The sequence below is a fragment of the Amycolatopsis orientalis DSM 40040 = KCTC 9412 genome (genome assembly GCF_000478275.1).
Taxonomy (GTDB): Bacteria; Actinomycetota; Actinomycetes; order Mycobacteriales; family Pseudonocardiaceae; genus Amycolatopsis; species Amycolatopsis orientalis.
In genome coordinates this window covers 86,213-103,732 of record NZ_ASJB01000001.1, presented here as the reverse complement: position 1 = coordinate 103,732, position 17,520 = coordinate 86,213, and the positions used below count along the sequence as shown (strand labels likewise).

Annotated in this window: 12 protein-coding genes; 9 read left to right on the top strand and 3 right to left on the bottom strand. The window is 69.1% G+C overall.

Features of this window, described 5'->3' with window-relative positions:
• Positions 1–58: 58 nt before the first annotated feature.
• From L324_RS00420 to L324_RS00410, 3 genes are read right to left on the bottom strand one after another with little or no spacing between them, the layout of a single operon-like run.
• Positions 59–1,255: a cation:proton antiporter gene (locus tag L324_RS00420; protein WP_037303199.1), complete on the bottom strand. Its 1,197-nt coding sequence runs from the start codon at positions 1,253–1,255 to the stop codon at positions 59–61.
• Positions 1,256–1,261: 6 nt separating this feature from the next.
• Positions 1,262–1,744: a cation:proton antiporter regulatory subunit gene (locus L324_RS00415; RefSeq protein WP_037303196.1), complete on the bottom strand. Its 483-nt coding sequence runs from the start codon at positions 1,742–1,744 to the stop codon at positions 1,262–1,264.
• Between the two features lie 15 nt (positions 1,745–1,759).
• Positions 1,760–2,152, bottom strand: a complete 393-nt coding sequence (locus tag L324_RS00410; RefSeq protein ID WP_037303192.1) for a DUF4267 domain-containing protein — start codon at positions 2,150–2,152, stop codon at positions 1,760–1,762.
• A 208-nt stretch (positions 2,153–2,360) separates the two neighbouring features.
• Here L324_RS00410 and cmk point away from each other — a divergent pair, with 208 nt between their 5' ends.
• The 9 genes from cmk to L324_RS00365 all read left to right on the top strand — a co-directional run bounded on the left by cmk (position 2,361) and on the right by L324_RS00365 (position 17,504).
• Entirely contained in the window at positions 2,361–3,065 is a 705-nt protein-coding gene (cmk, locus tag L324_RS00405; RefSeq protein WP_037303263.1) for a (d)CMP kinase, read from the top strand.
• Positions 3,062–3,730: a lysophospholipid acyltransferase family protein gene (locus L324_RS00400; protein WP_037303190.1), complete on the top strand. Its 669-nt coding sequence runs from the start codon at positions 3,062–3,064 to the stop codon at positions 3,728–3,730. The genes cmk and L324_RS00400 overlap by 4 nt, the downstream gene beginning before the upstream one ends.
• Before the next feature lie 5 nt (positions 3,731–3,735).
• The gene (gene der, locus L324_RS00395) at positions 3,736–5,220 is read left to right on the top strand and encodes a ribosome biogenesis GTPase Der (protein WP_037303187.1); all 1,485 of its coding nucleotides are present in this window, start codon (positions 3,736–3,738) and stop codon (positions 5,218–5,220) included.
• Between the two features lie 246 nt (positions 5,221–5,466).
• Positions 5,467–9,369 (top strand): Pls/PosA family non-ribosomal peptide synthetase, encoded by a 3,903-nt coding sequence (locus tag L324_RS00390; protein ID WP_037303185.1) that lies wholly within the window; start codon positions 5,467–5,469, stop codon positions 9,367–9,369.
• Between the two features lie 20 nt (positions 9,370–9,389).
• The gene (locus L324_RS00385; RefSeq protein WP_037303180.1) at positions 9,390–10,805 is read left to right on the top strand and encodes a M1 family metallopeptidase; all 1,416 of its coding nucleotides are present in this window, start codon (positions 9,390–9,392) and stop codon (positions 10,803–10,805) included.
• A 631-nt stretch (positions 10,806–11,436) separates the two neighbouring features.
• Positions 11,437–11,883, top strand: coding sequence for a putative endonuclease domain-containing protein (locus L324_RS43380; protein ID WP_235783369.1), 447 nt, complete (start codon positions 11,437–11,439; stop codon positions 11,881–11,883).
• A gap of 61 nt (positions 11,884–11,944) precedes the next feature.
• Complete coding sequence (locus L324_RS00375; protein WP_037303178.1) at positions 11,945–12,769, top strand: tyrosine-type recombinase/integrase; 825 nt, start codon at positions 11,945–11,947, stop codon at positions 12,767–12,769.
• Between the two features lie 120 nt (positions 12,770–12,889).
• Complete coding sequence (locus tag L324_RS00370) at positions 12,890–15,175, top strand: glycosyl hydrolase family 95 catalytic domain-containing protein (RefSeq protein ID WP_037303177.1); 2,286 nt, start codon at positions 12,890–12,892, stop codon at positions 15,173–15,175.
• A 37-nt stretch (positions 15,176–15,212) separates the two neighbouring features.
• The gene (locus tag L324_RS00365) at positions 15,213–17,504 is read left to right on the top strand and encodes a glycosyl hydrolase family 95 catalytic domain-containing protein (protein WP_037303176.1); all 2,292 of its coding nucleotides are present in this window, start codon (positions 15,213–15,215) and stop codon (positions 17,502–17,504) included.
• Positions 17,505–17,520 lie beyond the last annotated feature (16 nt).

Below are 17,520 nucleotides of genomic sequence, written 5' to 3'. Positions count from 1 at the left end.
AAAGGTCCTTTCCTTGCAAAATTTGCAAGGAAAGGACCTTTCATAGCGCGGGGTGAGATCAGCCGGTCTGCGAAGCGGGGCTCTTCGAACCGAAAGGCTTCCGCTGCAGCGCACGGGCCACCGGTTCGACGATCCGCGCCGCCGTCGGGCCGAGCACGGCCATCAGGAGCACGTAAGCCGTCGCGAGGGCCGCCAGTTCGCCGGTCACGGCTCCCGCGGCCACCGCCAAGCCGGCGATGACGATCGAGAACTCGCCTCGCGCGACCAAGGCCGCTCCGGCCCGGGCCCGGCCCATCTTCCCGATGCCCTGCCTTCGCGCGGCCCACCAGCCGGTGCCCACCTTCGTGAGCGTGGTCGCCACCGCCAGCACGACCGCCCAGCCGAGCACCGGCGGGATCGACGCCGGGTTGGTGTTCAGTCCGAACACGACGAAGAACACGGCCGCGAAGAGGTCTCGCAGCGGCTCCAGCATGTGTGTCGCGTTCTCCGCCGTGGAGCCGGAGATCGCGATGCCGAGCAGGAAGGCGCCGACGGCGGCCGACACCTGCATCGCCGAGGCGAGACCCGCGACGAGCAGCGCGGCGCCGAGGACCTTGAGCAGGAACACCTCGCGGTCCGGGCTGTCCACCGCGGCGGAGACGTAGCGGCCGAACTTCAGCGCGATCACCAGGACGACGGTGATCACCATCAGCGAGATCCCGACCGCCTTCATCCCGCCGAGGAAGCTCACGCCGCCGAGCACCGCGGTGAGGATCGGCAGGTAGAGCGCCATCACCAGGTCTTCGAACACCAGGATCGACAGCACCACCGGCGTTTCCCGGTTACCGAGCCGCCCGAGGTCGCCGAGGACCTTCGCGATGATCCCGGACGACGAGATGTAGGTGACACCCGCGAGCACGAACGCGCCGATCGGTCCCCAGCCGAGGATGAGCGCGACGATCGCGCCCGGCGCGGCGTTGAGCACGATGTCGACGAGCCCCGCCAGCCACGAGCGTTTCAGCCCGGTGAACAGCTCGGCCGCCGAATACTCCAGTCCCAGCAGCAGAAGCAGGAGGACGACGCCGATCTCGCTGGCGAGGTGGGTGAAGTCGCCGATGTCGCCGAGCGGGATGATCCCGCCCTGCCCGAAACACAGGCCGCCGATCAGGTAGAGCGGGATCGGGGACATCCCGATCTTCCCGGCGAGGCGCCCCAGCACGCCCAGCCCGAAGAAGACCGCCCCGAGTTCGATCAAGGACAGTGCGGTGTGATCCATCCGCGGTCAGCCGTACTTGAGGATCTTGACGGCGGACTCGAGTCCTTCGGACGTGCCGACCGCGACCAGGACGTCGCCCGCGGTGAGATTGAAGTCCGGGGTGGGAGAGGGGTGGACCTGCCCGGCCCGCATCACCGCGACCACCGAGACACCGGTCCTGGTGCGCAGGGCGGTGTCGCCGAGCGTGCGGCCGTCGAACGGCGACGACGTCTTGACCGGCAGCTGCTTGGTGTTGATCCCCGGCAGATCCCGGTGCTCCTCGGTGAGCTGGGCCACCAGCTGCGGCGCGCCCAGCAGGTTCGCGAGCGCGCCCGCTTCGTCGGTGGTGAGCGGAAGTGAGGCCAGGCAGGCGTCGGGATCGTCCGTTTTGGACACGATCAGTTCGACATGTCCGTCGCGATGGGTCACCACGCCGACGCGGCGGCCGTTGCGGGTGGCGAAGTCCTTGCGGACGCCTATTCCAGGGAGCGGGGTCACTTCGACGTTCACGTGAACAACAGTAACTCACTGTCCGTTTCGCGCCGGTCGGACGAGGAACAGCGCCGAGATCAGCACCATCAGGGCGGCCGTCGCGCCGTGGATACCGAGCGCGGCGCCCACGGACCCGTTGTGGGTCAACACGATCAGCATGTCGCCGAACGGGATGAAGGCCAGGGCGAGGAGTGCCCAGCCCAGTGCGCGGACGTTCCGGAAGAGGATCAGCGCGAGCACCACGAGCGCCGTACCGATGTCGCGGACTCCCTTGACCGCGAGGATCGGATCACCCGCGGACGGCATGACCGGCAGGCCGAAACCGCCCGTCTGGGTCTGCGGGAAGAACACGTAACCGGAACCGAAGTAAAGGACGAAGAGGACGAGGGCGATGGAGAGGGCGTAGGCGATCTTGATCCTGGTCATGGTCTCTGACTCCAAGAGCTAGCAGTGCTAGGAACGACGGCAACGCTAGCAGTGCTATCGCTAGCTTGTCTAGCGTTGCTAGAAGTCGAATATCGCCACTTCTCCGTGGGCGGCTGAGGCGCGCCGTTCGCCACCAGGCAGAATGGACCTCGATCAGGTGAGCGACGAAGAGCTGAGGAGAGTTTCGGTGGCGGGAGCCCTGCGTGGTGTGGTCGCGATGGACGGCCCGTCCGGAACCGGGAAATCCACCGTCTCGCGGCGGCTCGCGGCGAAGCTCGGCGCCGGCTACCTCGACACGGGGGCGATGTACCGGATGGTCACCCTCGCCGTGCTGCGCGCCGGGGTCGACCCGGCCGACGCGCCGTCCGTGATCGCCGTCGCGGAGAAGGCCGAACTCGGCATCGGGACCAGCCCTGACGAAGCGACCGTGACCCTGGCGGGCGAGGACGTCGCCGCCGAGATCCGCGGCGCGGACGTCACCACCGCGGTGTCGCCGGTCTCGGCCGTGCCCGCGGTGCGCGAACTCCTGGTCACCCGTCAGCGTGAGCTCATCGCCGAGGTGCTCGACCGCGTCGGTGGCATCGTCGTCGAAGGCCGTGACATCGGCACCGTCGTCGCCCCGGACGCCCGGCTCAAGGTCTTCCTCACCGCTTCGGCCGAGGTTCGCGCCGCACGCCGCAGCGCGCAGGACACCGCCGCCGGCCGTGAGTCCACCCCCGACCACGCCCGGCAGGCGGTGGAACGGCGCGACCGCCTCGACTCCACGCGGGCGGCTTCGCCCCTGCGCGCGGCCGAGGACGCCGTCGAGGTGGACACCTCGGCGCTCAACATCGACCAGGTGATCGTCGCGCTCGCGGAACTGGCCCTGCACCGCGGTCTCCTCGAAGACTGCCCCGCCGAGGCCGCCAGGTGACCGCGAAAGGACTGCCCGAGGGTGCCAGTGGCCCGATGCACACCTTCGGGCGGGGGATCTCGAAGTTCATCGTCCGGCCCGCGTTCCGGGTCCGGGTCCACGGAGCCGAGCGCGTGCCGTCGTCCGGTCCGGTGGTGTTCATCGCCAACCACAGCTCGATGGTGGAACCTCAGCTGCTGTTCGGAATGTTCTCGCGGCGCACCGCGTTCCTGGTCAAGGCGGAACTCTTCAAGGGTTTCGTCGGCTGGTTCTTCCCGAAGCTGGGCCAGATCCCGGTGAAACGGGGTGCGGTGGACCGCAAACCGCTGATGACGGCGGTCAAGGTGCTCGAGGACGGCGGTGCGGTCGGGATCTTCCCCGAAGGCACCCGAGGCCTCGGTGACGCCGAAAACTTCGAGCGCGGCGCGGCCTTCCTGGTCCGCGCCGGGAACGCGACCGTGGTACCGGTCGCCACTCGGGGGACGTACAAACCCGCCGGCGCCAAGAGGCGTTGGCGGCCACGCGTCGACATCATGGTCGGCGAACCTTTCACTCCCGCCATCGGGAAGGGAAGGACAGGGCTGGAGGAGGGAACCGAGCGGCTTCGTGTCGCGCTCGCGGACCTCGTGAAGGCACTGGACGAATGGCGCTTGGAGCACGGGCTCCAAGACACGCGACAGGATTGAAACAGATGACAGAGCTTGACGGAGTCGGCGAGATCGACGGCTCCTGGTCCGACGAGTCCGAATTCACCGCGCTGGACGCCCAGATCGCCGCGGGCGAGGCAGAGGAGGAGGCGCAGCTCGCGCAGCCGGTCCTCGCCGTCGTCGGCAGGCCGAACGTGGGCAAGTCGACCCTGGTGAACCGCATTCTCGGCCGCCGCGAGGCGGTCGTGCAGGACGTCCCGGGCGTGACCAGGGACCGCGTCGCCTACGACGCCTTCTGGGCAGGCCGCCGGTTCACCCTGGTGGACACGGGCGGCTGGGAGCCGGACGCGACCGGGCTGCAGGCCGCCGTCGCCGCGCAGGCGGAGATGGCGATGGCCACCGCCGACGCGGTGCTGCTGGTCATCGACGCCAGTGTCGGCGCGACGGCCACCGACGAGGCCGTCTCCAAGGTGCTGCGCCGCTCGAAGAAGCCGGTGCTGCTCGCCGCCAACAAGGTCGACGACGACCGCCTGCTCGCCGACACCGCTTCGCTGTGGTCGCTCGGCCTCGGCGAGCCGTACCCGGTCAGCGCGCTGCACGGGCGCAGTTCGGGCGACCTGCTCGACGCGATCGTCAAGGCGCTGCCGTCGATGCCGCGTGACGGCGACCGCGCCACCGCCGGCCCGCGCCGCGTCGCGCTGGTCGGCAAGCCGAACGTGGGCAAGTCCAGCCTGCTGAACAAGCTTTCCGGCGAAGTCCGGTCCGTTGTGGACTCGGTCGCGGGCACCACCGTCGACCCGGTCGACTCGCTGGTCGAACTGGACGGCGAAACCTGGCGGTTCGTCGACACGGCGGGCCTGCGCAAGCGCGTCAACTCGGCCAATGGCGCGGAGTACTACGCCTCGCTGCGGACCAAGACCGCGATCGACGCGGCGGAGGTCGCGATCGTGCTGCTGGACGCCGCGGAACCGCTTTCGGAGCAGGACCTGCGGGTGCTGACCATGGTCGTCGAGGCAGGACGCGCCTGTGTGCTCGCGTTCAACAAGTGGGACCTCGTCGACGAGGACCGCCGCCACGCCATGGTGCGCGAACTGGACCGCGGTCTGGTGCGGGTGCCGTGGGCGGAGAAGGTCAACATCTCCGCGCTCACCGGGCGATCCGTGCGGAAGCTCGCGCCCGCCCTGCGGACCGCGCTGAAGTCCTGGGACCAGCGGGTCCCCACCGGCCAGCTGAACGGCTGGCTCGCCGACCTCATCGCCGCGACCCCGCCGCCGGTGCGTGGCGGCAAGCAGCCGAAGGTGCTGTTCGCGACCCAGGCCGGCATCCGGCCGCCGACGCTGGTCCTGTTCACCACCGGCTTCCTCGAGGCGGGCTACCGGCGCTTCATCGAACGCAAATTCCGTGAGCGATTCGGCTTCGAAGGCAGCCCCGTCCGGGTGAATGTCCGCGTGCGGGAAAAGAAGCAAAGGCCCAAGGCCGGCGGAAAAGCGGTCAGCGGAAAAACGGCGGGGAAACCGAAGAATCGCTGATTTCTCACGATGTAGGTAAATGTTCCACTGGTCGGACACGCCGATGACCTCGGGTTTCGGCGTGTCCGCCGGTGAGGTTCGACACTCTGCCGAGACCCTTCCGAGATATGCCGCTGACCTGCGGTAAAGTCATAGGTCTGCTAGCGGGCGCCTCATTCGGAGAGCGAGCCCGAATGACGCACTTCGCGAAAGGTGTGTGATGGGCTTGAGCGCCCATGGTTATGTCCTGCCCGTGGTGACCGCCCGATGACGCTGACCGCCGACTCCCGTCCGCCCTCCTGTGCCGCCGATGGCGCGGTCGCCCCGCCGGAAACCCCGATCGCCGACCGTGCGTTGTTCTGGTCCGGGCTCGGCGCCGGGGAGCGCACCCTGATCGACATCCTCGCCGAGACCGCGCTCCGCCACCCCAACGCGGGCGCGATCGACGACGGCGAGACCACGCTCTCCTACCGCAAGCTCGTCGAAGAGATCGACGACTACGGCCGCAAGCTGACCGCCAACGGCGTCGGCGTCGGCGACCGGGTCGGCGTCCGGATCTCCTCCGGCACCGCGGAGCTGTACGTCGCCATCCTCGCGATCCTGTCCGTCGGCGCCGCGTACGTGCCGGTCGACGCGGACGACCCCGACGAGCGCGCCGACCTGGTCTTCGGCGAGGCCGACGTCGCCGCCGTCGTCACCGATGGCGGCGCGATCACCGTGCTCGGCTCGCCGGGCGGCATCGAGGGCTCACCCGCCCCGGCCGACGACGCCTGGATCATCTTCACCTCCGGCTCGACCGGTAAGCCGAAGGGCGTCGCGGTCTCGCACGCCTCGGCCGCCGCGTTCGTCGACGCCGAGGCCCAGCTGTTCCTCACCGAGGAGCCGATCGGCCCCGGTGACCGCGTGCTCGCCGGCCTGTCCGTCGCCTTCGACGCGTCCTGCGAAGAGATGTGGCTCGCCTGGCGCCACGGCGCCTGCCTGGTCCCGGCGCCGCGTTCGCTGGTGCGCACCGGCGTCGACCTCGGGCCGTGGCTGGTCGCGCAGGGCATCACCGTCGTCTCGACCGTCCCGACGCTGGCCGCGCTGTGGCCCGCCGACGCGCTCGAAGACGTCCGCCTGCTGATCTTCGGTGGCGAAGCCTGCCCGCCCGAGCTGGCCGAGCGCGTCGCCGTCGAAGGCCGCGAGGTCTGGAACACCTACGGCCCGACCGAGGCCACCGTCGTCGCCTGTGCCGCGCAGATGACCGGTGAAGGCCCCGTCCGGATCGGCCTGCCGCTCGTCGGCTGGCAGCTCGCAGTCGTCAACGAGGCCGGTGAGCCGGTGGCGATGGGGGAGACCGGCGAGCTGGTCATCGGCGGCGTCGGCCTGGCCCGCTACCTCGACCCGGAGAAGGACGCCGAGAAGTTCGCGCCGCTGCCTTCGCTGGGCTGGCGCCGCGCGTACCGCAGCGGCGACATGGTCCGTGCCGAGACCGAGGGCCTGCTGTTCCTCGGGCGTCTCGACGAGCAGGTCAAGCTCGGCGGCCGCCGGATCGAACTCGGCGAAGTCGACGCCGCGCTCCAGTCCCTGCCCGGGGTGCAGGGTGCCGCCGCCGCGATCCGCCGCACCAAGGCGGGTAACCAGGTGCTGGTCGGGTACGTCGTGCCCGCCGAGGGCGTGAAGTTCGACCACGACGAGGCCGCGACCCGGCTGCGCGAGCAGCTTCCCGCCGCACTCGTCCCGCTGCTCGCGCTGATCGACGACCTGCCGACACGCACCTCCGGCAAGGTCGACCGCAACGCGCTGCCCTGGCCGCTGTCCACTGTGGACGCGGCGAAATCCGGCCTGTCGCCGACGGAGAGCTGGCTCGCCGAAGGCTGGGCGGAGATCCTGGGCGTCTCGGTCGACAACCCGAAGGCCGACTTCTTCACCAACGGCGGCGGAAGCCTGACCGCCGCGCAGCTGATCGCGCGGATCCGCACCCGGCACCCGCAGGTGTCGGTGAACGACATCTACGCCAACCCGAAGCTCGGCGCGCTGGCGTCGCTGCTGGACGCGCTGAGCGGGCAGAAGACCGAACGCCGCGACATCGCGCCGACCCCGCGCAAGGCGGGAATCATCCAGTCGCTGCTGATGATCCCGCTGATGGGCCTGGTCGGCCTACGCTGGACGACGATCGCCGCGACGCTGTCGAACGTGCTGTCCCTCGCCGGTTTCGGCTGGGCGCCGACGCTGAGCTGGACGTGGATCGCCGTCGCGTGGGTCGTGCTGTTCAGCCCGGCCGGCCGGATCGCGATCTCGGCGGCGGGCTCGCGACTGCTGCTGCGCGGGGTCCGCCCCGGCAGCTACCCGCGTGGCGGAAGTGTCCACTTGCGACTGTGGACGGCCGAGAAGCTCGCCGAGTTCAGCGGTGCGGACAGTGTCGCGGGTGCTTCCTGGATGACGACGTACGCCAAGGCCCTCGGCGCGCGGATCGCCAAGGACGTCGACCTGCACTCGCCGCCGCCGGTCACCGGCATGCTGAAACTCGGCCGCGGCGCCGCCATCGAACCCGAGGTCGACCTGACCGGCCACTGGGTCGACGGCGACCTCGTGCACATCGGCAAGATCCGGATCGGCGCGGACGCGCGGATCGGCTCGCGCAGCACGCTGTTCCCCGGCGCGCGGATCGGCAAGGGCGCGGAGATCGCGGCCGGGTCGACCGTGCGCGGCGTCGTCCCCGCCGGACAGCGCTGGGCGGGCGCCCCCGCGGCGAGGACCACCAAGGACTCGTTGAAGTGGCCGTCGAGCCGCCCGCCGCGTTCGCGGTTCTGGTCGTCGGTCTACGGCGCGACTTCGATCGCTCTCGGTCTGCTGCCCGCCGCCGCGGCCCTTCCGGCGGTCGCGGTGCTCGGGTACGGGATCGCCGGCGCTCCTTCGCTGGATGCCGCGCTCGGCCAGGCGCTGCTGTTCACGCCGCTCGCCACCATCGCGTACTTCCTGACCTACGCCCTGCTCGTGCTGGCCGGTGTCCGTTCGCTGAGCATCGGCATGGTCGAGGGCTACCACCCGGTGCACGGCCGGGTCGCGTGGCAGGTCTGGGCGACCGAACGGCTGATGGGCATGGCGCGTGAGGGCCTGTTCCCCTTGTACGCCAGCCTGTTCACCCCGGTGTGGCTCCGGATGCTCGGGGCGAAGGTCGGCCGCAACGTCGAGGCGTCCACCGTCCTCGCGCTGCCGAAGATGACCCAGGTGGACAGTGGTGCGTTCCTGGCGGACGACACCATGGTCGCCACCTACGAACTCGGCCACGGCTGGCTGCACGTCGCGCCCGCCCGGATCGGCAAGCAGGCGTTCCTCGGCAACTCGGGAATGGCGGCCCCCGGCCGTTCGGTGCCCAAACGCGGTCTGGTCGGCGTGCTGTCGTCGGCTCCGCTGAAGGCCAAGAAGGGCTCGTCGTACCTCGGGATGCCGCCGCTGCCGGTCCGCCGGTCGGTCGGCGAGTCCGACACGAGCCGCACCTACACGCCGCCGCTGCGGCTGAAGGCGGCCCGCGCGCTGGTCGAGCTGTGCCGGATCGTCCCGGTGATGTGCGGTGTCGCGCTCACCGTGCTGGTGGCCGCCGGGATCTTCGCGCTGGCCGGTGCGTACGGCTTCCTGGTCGCGCTGCTGCTCGGCGGGCCGCTGCTGCTCGCCGCCGGTGCCGTCGCCGCGCTGACCGCCACCGCGATGAAATGGCTGCTGGTCGGCCGGTTCCGGGCGGTCGACCATCCTCTGTGGAGTTCGTTCGTCTGGCGCAACGAACTCGCCGACACCTTCGTCGAGGCGCTCGCCGTCCCGTGGCTGGTCGGTTCGCTGGGCGGCACGCCGCTGCTGCCCGCGTGGCTGCGCACCATGGGCGTCAAGATCGGCAAGGGTGTCTGGCTGGAGACGTACTGGCTGCCCGAGTCGGACCTCGTCAGCCTCGGCGACGGCGCGACCATCAACCGTGGTTGTGTCGTGCAGACGCACCTTTTCCACGACCGCATCATGACGATGTCGCCGGTGACCCTGGACGAGGGAGCGACGCTCGGGCCGCACGGTATCGTGCTGCCTGGCGCGAGCATCGGCGCGCGGACGACCGTCGGCCCGGGGTCTCTGGTGACCCGGGGCGACGCGGTTCCCGCCGACTCGCGCTGGCTGGGGAATCCCATCTCGGCCTGGACGAAGTAGGGAAGCGGGGTTCTTCGCGGGTGAATTCGAAGGCCTCCGCGCAGCCCTCGCCCGGCGCGGACACCTCCGGCGACTCCTATCTGCCCCTGCACGGCAACGGCGGTTACCGTGTCCGGCACTACGATCTGGAGCTGGACTACAAGATCGGCCCCAACCGGCTGTCGGCCTCCGCGACGATCACCGCGGAGGCCACGCAGGCGCTGTCACGGTTCACGCTCGACTTCGGCGAGTTCCGGATCAACCGGGTGCTGGTCAACGGAAAACCGGCGAAGTACACGCGGCGCGGCTACAAGCTGCAGGTGAAGCCCGCGAAGTCGTTGCCCGCCGGGAGCGAGTTCGTCGCGGAGGTCTTCTACGTCGGCAACCCGCGCCCGATCGCGGGGCTGTGGGGCGACATCGGCTGGGATGAACTGACCGACGGCTCGCTCGTCGCGAGCCAGCCGGTCGGGGCGCCGTCCTGGTTCCCGTGCAACGACCATCCCGCGGACAAGGCGACCTACCGTGTCGCGCTGACGACGTCGTCGCCGTATCTGGTCGCCATCACCGGGAACCTGGTGTCGCGGTACGAACGCGCGAGCACCACGAAGTGGGTCTTCGAACGTCCCGAGCCGACGCCGACCTACCTGATGAGCGTCCAAATAGGACGGTACGACGACGTCGAGCTGGTCTCCGGCCCGCAGCCGGGCTGGTTCTCGCATCCCGAGGCCGCCGCGTACCGGCTCAACCTCGACGGTGGCTCCGTGGTCACGTCGGTCCCGCAGCGGGCCGCCGTACCGCAGCGGCTGCGCCGGGCGTTTTCGCGTGATTTCGCGCGACAGGGCCGGATCATGGACTCGCTGCAGCGGCTGTTCGGGCCGTACCCCTTCGGCGAGTACGTCATCGTGGTCACCGACGACGACCTCGACGACCCGATCGAAGCGCAGGGTATGTCGATCTTCGGCGCCAACCATGTCGACGGACGGCGTACCCACGAGCGGCTCGTCGTGCACGAACTGGCGCATCAGTGGTTCGGCAACAGCCTGACCGTCGCCGACTGGCGGCACATCTGGCTGAACGAAGGCTTCGCGACCTACGCGGAATGGCTCTGGTCCGAGGAATCCGGCGGGCAGAGCGCGCACGCCTGGGCGAAGACGTGGCACGCGCGGATGAAGGCCAAACCGGCGGACCTGCGCCTGTCCGACCCCGGCGTGGCGCGGATGTTCGACGAGCGGGTGTACAAACGCGGCGGCCTTCTGTTGCACGCCTTGCGTTCCACGGTGGGCGACGAGGTGTTCTTCCCGCTGGTGAAGGCGTGGGCGATGGAGAACCGGCACGGTCTGGTGACGACCACCGCTTTCGTGGCACTGGCCGAGCGGTTCGCGGGGCGCTCTCTCGCCGGTTTCTTCGATGCCTGGCTGGACGCTCCGGCCCTGCCTCCGCTCCCCGCCCTGTCTTGAGTGTCCCCAATGTGGCATTGGGGACACTCAACGTCCCCAATGCCACATTGGGGACGGCGCTGAGTTATCCACAGTGGGGCTGATGTGGCGAGTTGTCCACAGCGGGCGAAATCGGTGCTGACGGGCGTAGTCGGCGCAGCCGATGATCTTGTGTGTGCGATCAGGCGAATGGGCTCGCGATCAGGAGGCCCTGTACAGACTGAGTCGCGACGGAGCGATCACCGTCGCGCGGCTCGTGGAGTCCGGCGTTCCGAAAAGGACCTGCTACCGGCGATGCCGTCCAGGTGGGCCTTGGCAGCGGTTGCTCCCGGGAGTGGTGCTGCTCGGTTCAGGGGGGCCGACTCGACGGCAAGTGATCGAAGGAGCACTTCTTTACGGTGGGCCGGAAGCCGTCGTCACCGGAATCCAGGCTTGTCGTCTCCACGGTTTGCGAGGGTCGCGAGGCGTTACTGACCGGGTTCACCTGCTCGTGCCCGCGACTTGCCAGGTCAGCGGCTCGGGATTCGTGATCGTGGAACGGACCACGCGGATGCCTCGACCGGTCGTCGTGAACGGTGTGCCCGTGGCTCCGCTCCCACGGGCCGTTCTCGACGAATGTCGCAGATTCACCGCGCACGACCCCGCCAGGGCTTTGCTGACGGAGGCTGTTCAGCGAGGGAAACTGAATCCCGAAGTCCTCATTCGGGAACTCGACGTGGGCAGCGACCGAGGTAGCGCGTTGCCCCGCGAGGTACTACGTGACGTCCTCAAAGGAGCGCGGTCGGTCGCCGAAATCGACGCGATGAACGTCTGGCGCCTTTCCGGCTTGCCCGAACCGCTCTGGAACCACGAGCTGCGAGACGAAAACGGTGAGTACATCGCGACACCCGACGGCTACTTCAAGGAAGTCCGCCTCGCCTGGGAAATCGACTCCTACGACTTCCACTTCACAAAGGAGGACTACGCGAGGACCTTGGACAGAAACGCCAGGTACGCCGCGGCGGGGATCGCCGTACTGCAAACCCTCCCCAGCCGGCTTCGCTCAGAACCCGAGGTGGTGGCCGAAGAACTTCGTGTGTCGTACGACGCTCGCCGGTAAATCGGTGGTCGGCGGTCCGGACGTCTCGCTATCGTCTCTCCGCCGACATCGGGGGAGAGACATGGGGCGGAAGAGTCCGCAGGAGAAGAAGCGGCTGAGCTACGCCAAGGACCGCCGCAACGAATTCGGCGAGAACGACAAGTCCTCCCGCAAGAACATCCCTCGGCACAAACGGCGCGTGAACCGGGAGAACCGGCATCGCGATCAGCGGATGCTGACGTCGGCCCGCGGGCCGCTGGACGTCGAGCGTGCGGTGACCGCCGAGGAAGACCTGCTGAAGGTCCGGCCCCGGCGGTGGCGGAAGTGGCCCGACAGCCCGCTGGGCGACCACGTGCGCGGGAAGCTGGGCCAGGTCGACCAGAGCAGGTCGTTCGAAGCGGCGACGTTGTCGCCCTTGACCGATGGCGAACTCGGCGGATTGCTGGCGGCCGCCGTCCACTTCTTGTCGCCCAAGGACGCGGCGGCCCTGCATCTCTTGAGTCACACCGGGATCCGTGTCACCGAACTCGCCGCCCTGGAGCTGCGAGACGTGTCGATCGACTCGGTCACCGTGCGCGGCGGACGGCGGCGGACGATTCCGCTCCGGCCCGAGCTGAGGCCCTCGCTCGAGGCCTATCTCCGGGTACGCGCCGAGCGGCCGGGTGCCGACGAGACAACGGCGTACTTCCTCCACGCTTTGGGGTGCCGGGTATCGCCCGGGTCGGTCAATGGTGTCGTCGCCGGTTTCGGGAAACTGATCGGCCTGCCGGAGCTCTCCGCGCGAACCCTGCGCAAGACGTTCGCCGTCAACCTTCTCCGTGACGGCGTCGACCTCGAAACCGTCTCCGGGTTGCTCGGTCACGCATCGCCTGACGCCACTCGAACTTACCTCGCCACCGGTCGATAGGTCGGATGTATCTGCCGCTTTCCGGGTGAGCGCTCTGGCCAAAGTGGGAGAAAGTCTGGAAATATGCGCGTCGCCAGGACCTGATCTGCGGTAAACGTAGTATGAATCTGGAGGCGACCCATGGCCGAGCTGTCCAGGCGATCGATGCTGAGGGTCGCGGCCGGGGCGGCGGCGCTCGGTGGGCTCTGGGCCCGGGGCGCCCCTCCGGCGCTCGCCGGACAGGGCGTCCACCGCCGGATCGTCGACGACGCGCGCATGGTCTGGAAGCGCATGCCGAAGAGCTGGCAAGAAGGCCCGTTCCTCGCCAACGGCTTCCTCGGCGTGCAGTTCTACGCGAGTGCGCAGCCGAACGTCCTCAAGGTTATGCTCAGCCACTCCCAGGTCCAGGACCAGCGCGGACAGTGGGAAGCGGGCATCGGGTACTCGCGGCTCCCGATCGGCTACCTCACCCTCACCTTCGAGGGCGCGATCACGGCGGTCGACTGGCATCTCGACCTGTACAACGCCGAACTCGGCGGCACGATCACCACCACCCGGGGTTCGGTGCGGTTCTCCGCGCTGGTCCACAACGACCAGGACCTCCTCCTCGTCTCGCTCACCGGGGAGGCGTCCGCGGAGTGGGGATTCACCCCGCTCAAGTCGGCGACCACCCGGACGGTCCGCAAACCACCCGACTACACGGCCAACCCCGATCCGAAGCTCGCAAGCGCGGGCGCTGTCGCGTACTGCGAGCAGCCGCTGCACGCGGGCGGCGGGTACACGACGGCGTGGCGTGAGCGGACCGTCGGCACGCGACGGCTGCTGGCGGCGACGGTCGCGTACGGGTTTCCCAAGCCGACTCACACCCCGGAGGCGATCAGCCGGGTCCAGCGCGTGTCGGCGACCGACCCGGACGTGCTCGTCGCCGACCATCGGCGCTGGTGGAACGCCTTCTATCGCCGCAGTTTCGTGTCCATTCCGGACAAACGCATCCAGCGGTTCTACTGGATCCAGCTGTACAAGACCGCCTGCGCCACCCGGGCGAACGGCCCTGTCGTCGCCGAATGGGGGCCATGGTTCCCGGAGGTCGGCAACAGCTGGACGGCGGTGTGGTGGAACCTCAACGTCCAGGTCACCTACCCGATCGTCAACAGCAGCAACCATCCCGAGCTCGACGCGGTCACCGCGACCTTCCGCCGCGACCACGCGAACCTCGCGCTCTCGGTTCCTCCCGCCTACCGGGACGGCGACACCTACGCCCTTTCCCATCCGGGGGACTGGCGGCTGCGGCCCGGCGGCATCCGGGCGGTCGGGATTCCCGGCCCCGCCACGAAGAACGACCAGACCGGCAACCTGATCTGGGGCCTGCACAACGTGTGGCTCGCGTACCGGCACAGCATGGACGTCCGCGTCCTGCGCGACGTCCTTTATCCGACGCTCGCCAAGGCGCTCAACTACTACCGCCATTTCCTCGCCGCCGGCCCCGACGGAGCCCTGCACCTCCCGATGACCCGATCGCCCGAGTACGCAGACGCGGCCGACTGCACGTACGACCTGTCGCTGATCCGCTGGGCGGCGCGCACACTGGTCGAATCGGCGGCCAAGCTGCGCATCGACGACCCGCGGGTGCCCGCATGGCGGGAGATCGGCGAGAAACTGGTGCCGTACCACCAGGATCCCGCGCAAGGCGTGCTGATCGGTGACGGTGTCCCGCTCGCCGAATCGCACCGGCACTTCTCGCATTTGCTCTGGCTCTATCCGTTGCGCGAGAAACTCTGGGATCGTCCCGGCGACCGGGACATCATGCGCCGCACCTTCGCGCATTGGGCCGGCGCGCAGGACAAATGGCACGGCTACAGTTTCGCGGCCGCGTCGTCGATGAGTTCGGTGATGGACGCGCCCGAGGAAGCCTTGCGGTACCTCAAGATCTTCCTGGACGGAACCGTCGTGGCCGATACCCAGCTGACCCCGAACACGATGTACCGCGAAGGCGCGAACCTCGCGATCGAGAGCCCCATCACCGCCGCGCAGTCCGTTGTGGACATGCTCCTGCAAGGCGATCACGGCGTGCTCAAGATCTTCCCGTCGGTGTCGTCGGCGTGGCGGGAGGCGTCCTTCGAAAGCCTGCGCGCGGAGGGTGCCTTCCTCGTCGACGCGTCGCGCCGGGACGGTGCGACCGACTGGGTCCGTGTCCACAGCGAAGCGGGCGAACCGCTGACCCTCCAGCACGGGATCCCTGGCGACATCGAGGTTCGCGACGCGCGCGGGCGGCCGCTTCCTTGGCGGGCCGCGGGGGCGGGCGCGATTTCGGTCCCGCTCGTCCGCGGTGGGACGGCCGTCGTCACGCGGCGCGGTGCGCGTCCGGCGCTGGAACCACGCGACGTCCCCGGCGACGGCGGCACACCGGCGTGGGGACTTCCAGCCTGAATCCATGCCCTGACTTCACGACAAGGAGGTCTGAACGATGGACATCACACGCAGGACGGTGCTCGGCGGGGCGCTCGCGGGCGTCGCGGCCGCCGGATTCGCGCCGTCGGCGTCAGCGGTGGAGAACGACTTCGCGCTCGGTGGCTTGGACTGGCCGGGCTTCCTCGGTGCGGCCGACCTGATCTGGCGCCGGATGCCGAAGACCTGGTACGAAGGCCCCTTCCTGGGCAACGGTTTCCTCGGGTCGGGGGTCTACGCGGAACCAGGCCGGAACGCCGTCCGGTTCACCGTCCAGCACAGCGAGGTCCAGGACCACCGGCCCGAATTCGGCTCGCTGTTCGGGCTCGCCCGGCTGCCGATCGGTCACTTCACCCTCGAGCCCGTCGGCGCCATCACGGAGATCGACTGGCGGATGGATCTCTGGAACGCCGAACTCCGGGGCACGATCACCACGGCGGCGGGCAGTCTGTCGCTGCGGTCGATCGTCCACACCGGACAGTCGTTGCTGGCTGTCGAGATCGAGCCGACCGAGGGAGAACGCGGCTTCCGGTGGGTATTCCATCCGGCCGAGGCGGTGAGCCCGAGAACGGATCCGAAGTTCGGGAAGCCGCCGCCCGCCGGATACGTCGCCAATCCGCCCGCGAAGCTGGAGACCAGTGGTGACATCAGGCTTTCCATGCAGGGCCTGCTGGCGGGTGGCGAGCACGTGACGGCCTGGCGCGAGATCTCGCGGGGGTCGAAGCGCACGCTGTACACGTCGGTCGCCTGGTCGCATCCGAAGCGGACGTCGGCGAAGGAGGCGCTGAAGACGGTCCGCCGGGCGGAGTCGTTCACCGCACTCACGATCGAGCACCGCCGCTGGTGGCACGACTACTACCGGCACGGCTTTCTGTCCATTCCGGACACCCGGCTCCAGGGTTTCTACTGGATCCAGCTGTACAAGATCGCCTCCGCCGCCCGCGGCGACGCGCCGGTGATGGCGACCTGCGGACCGTGGCTGGAGCCGACGCCGTGGCCCGCGACCTGGTGGAACCTCAACGTCCAGCTGGAGTACTGGCTCATCCACGGGTCCAACCACCTGGAACTGGACGCCGTCAGCCGCGCGCTCGGCCAGTACCGCGCGAACCTGACGAGCCAGGTCGCCGAGCCGTACCAGCACGATTCGGCGGGGATCCCGCGTACGACCGACATGACGTTGCTCAACGGCGCGGTCGGGACGAACTCCGGATTCCCGGTCGGCGTCCCCGGTAAGGAAACCCCGACGCCGGAGGTCGGCAATCTCACCTGGGCGCTGCACAACGTCTGGCTGTCCTATCGGCACACGATGGACCGGAGTCTCCTGCGGGACACGCTGTTCCCGTTGTTGCGCAAAGCGATCAATTACTATCTGCATTTCCTCGCGCCCGGCGCGGACGGGAAACTGCATCTGCCGCCGACGTTCTCGCCGGAGTACGGCGTCAACGCGGCCGACTGCACGTACGATCTTTCGCTGATCCGCTGGGGTTGCAAGACGTTGCTGGACTCGGCGGCCGAGCTGCGCATCGACGACCCGCTGGCGGGGCGGTGGCGGGAGGTCCTGGCGACGCTGGCCCCGTATCCGGTCGACGCCAACGGTTTCATGATCGGTGCGGGGATGCCGTTCGCGAAATCGCATCGGCACTACTCACATCTGCTGCAGATCTATCCGCTGTACGAGATCACCTGGGAGCGGCCGGAGCACCGGAGTGTCATCGAGACCTCGCTCGACCACTGGGTGGGCTTCGAAGGCGCGCTGCAGGGCTACACGTTCACCGGCGCCGCGTCGATGTCGGCGCAGATGCTGCGTGGCGAGAAGGCGGAGTTCTACCTCGGCGAACTGCAACGGCGCTACATCCAGCCGAACACGATGTACAAGGAATCCGGACCGGTCATCGAAACGCCGCTTTCGGCGGCGCAGTCGCTGCACGACATGCTGGTGCAGAGCTGGGAAGGGGTCATCCGGCTCTTCCCGGCCGTGCCCGCCAAGTGGGCGGACGCGGCGCTGCGGGACTTCCGGACGGAGGGCGCGTTCCTGCTCAGCGCGTCCCGGCAGGGCGGGAAGACGCGCTGGGTCAAGGTGGTCAGCGAGGCCGGGGCGCCGTGCGTGCTGCGGACGGACCTCGAAGGTGAGCTGACCGTCCGCGACCGGACGGGAAGGCCGAAGCGGTGGCGGCGCCTGGCGAACGGGGACGTCCGGATCGATCTGCGGCGCGGCGAGGAGGCCGTCGTGTACCGCGAAGGCGACAAACCCGACTTCGAAATCCGGCCCGTTCCGGCGAACGGGACCGCGGCGCCGTGGGGGATGCCCTGAGCCCGCCGTGACTTCC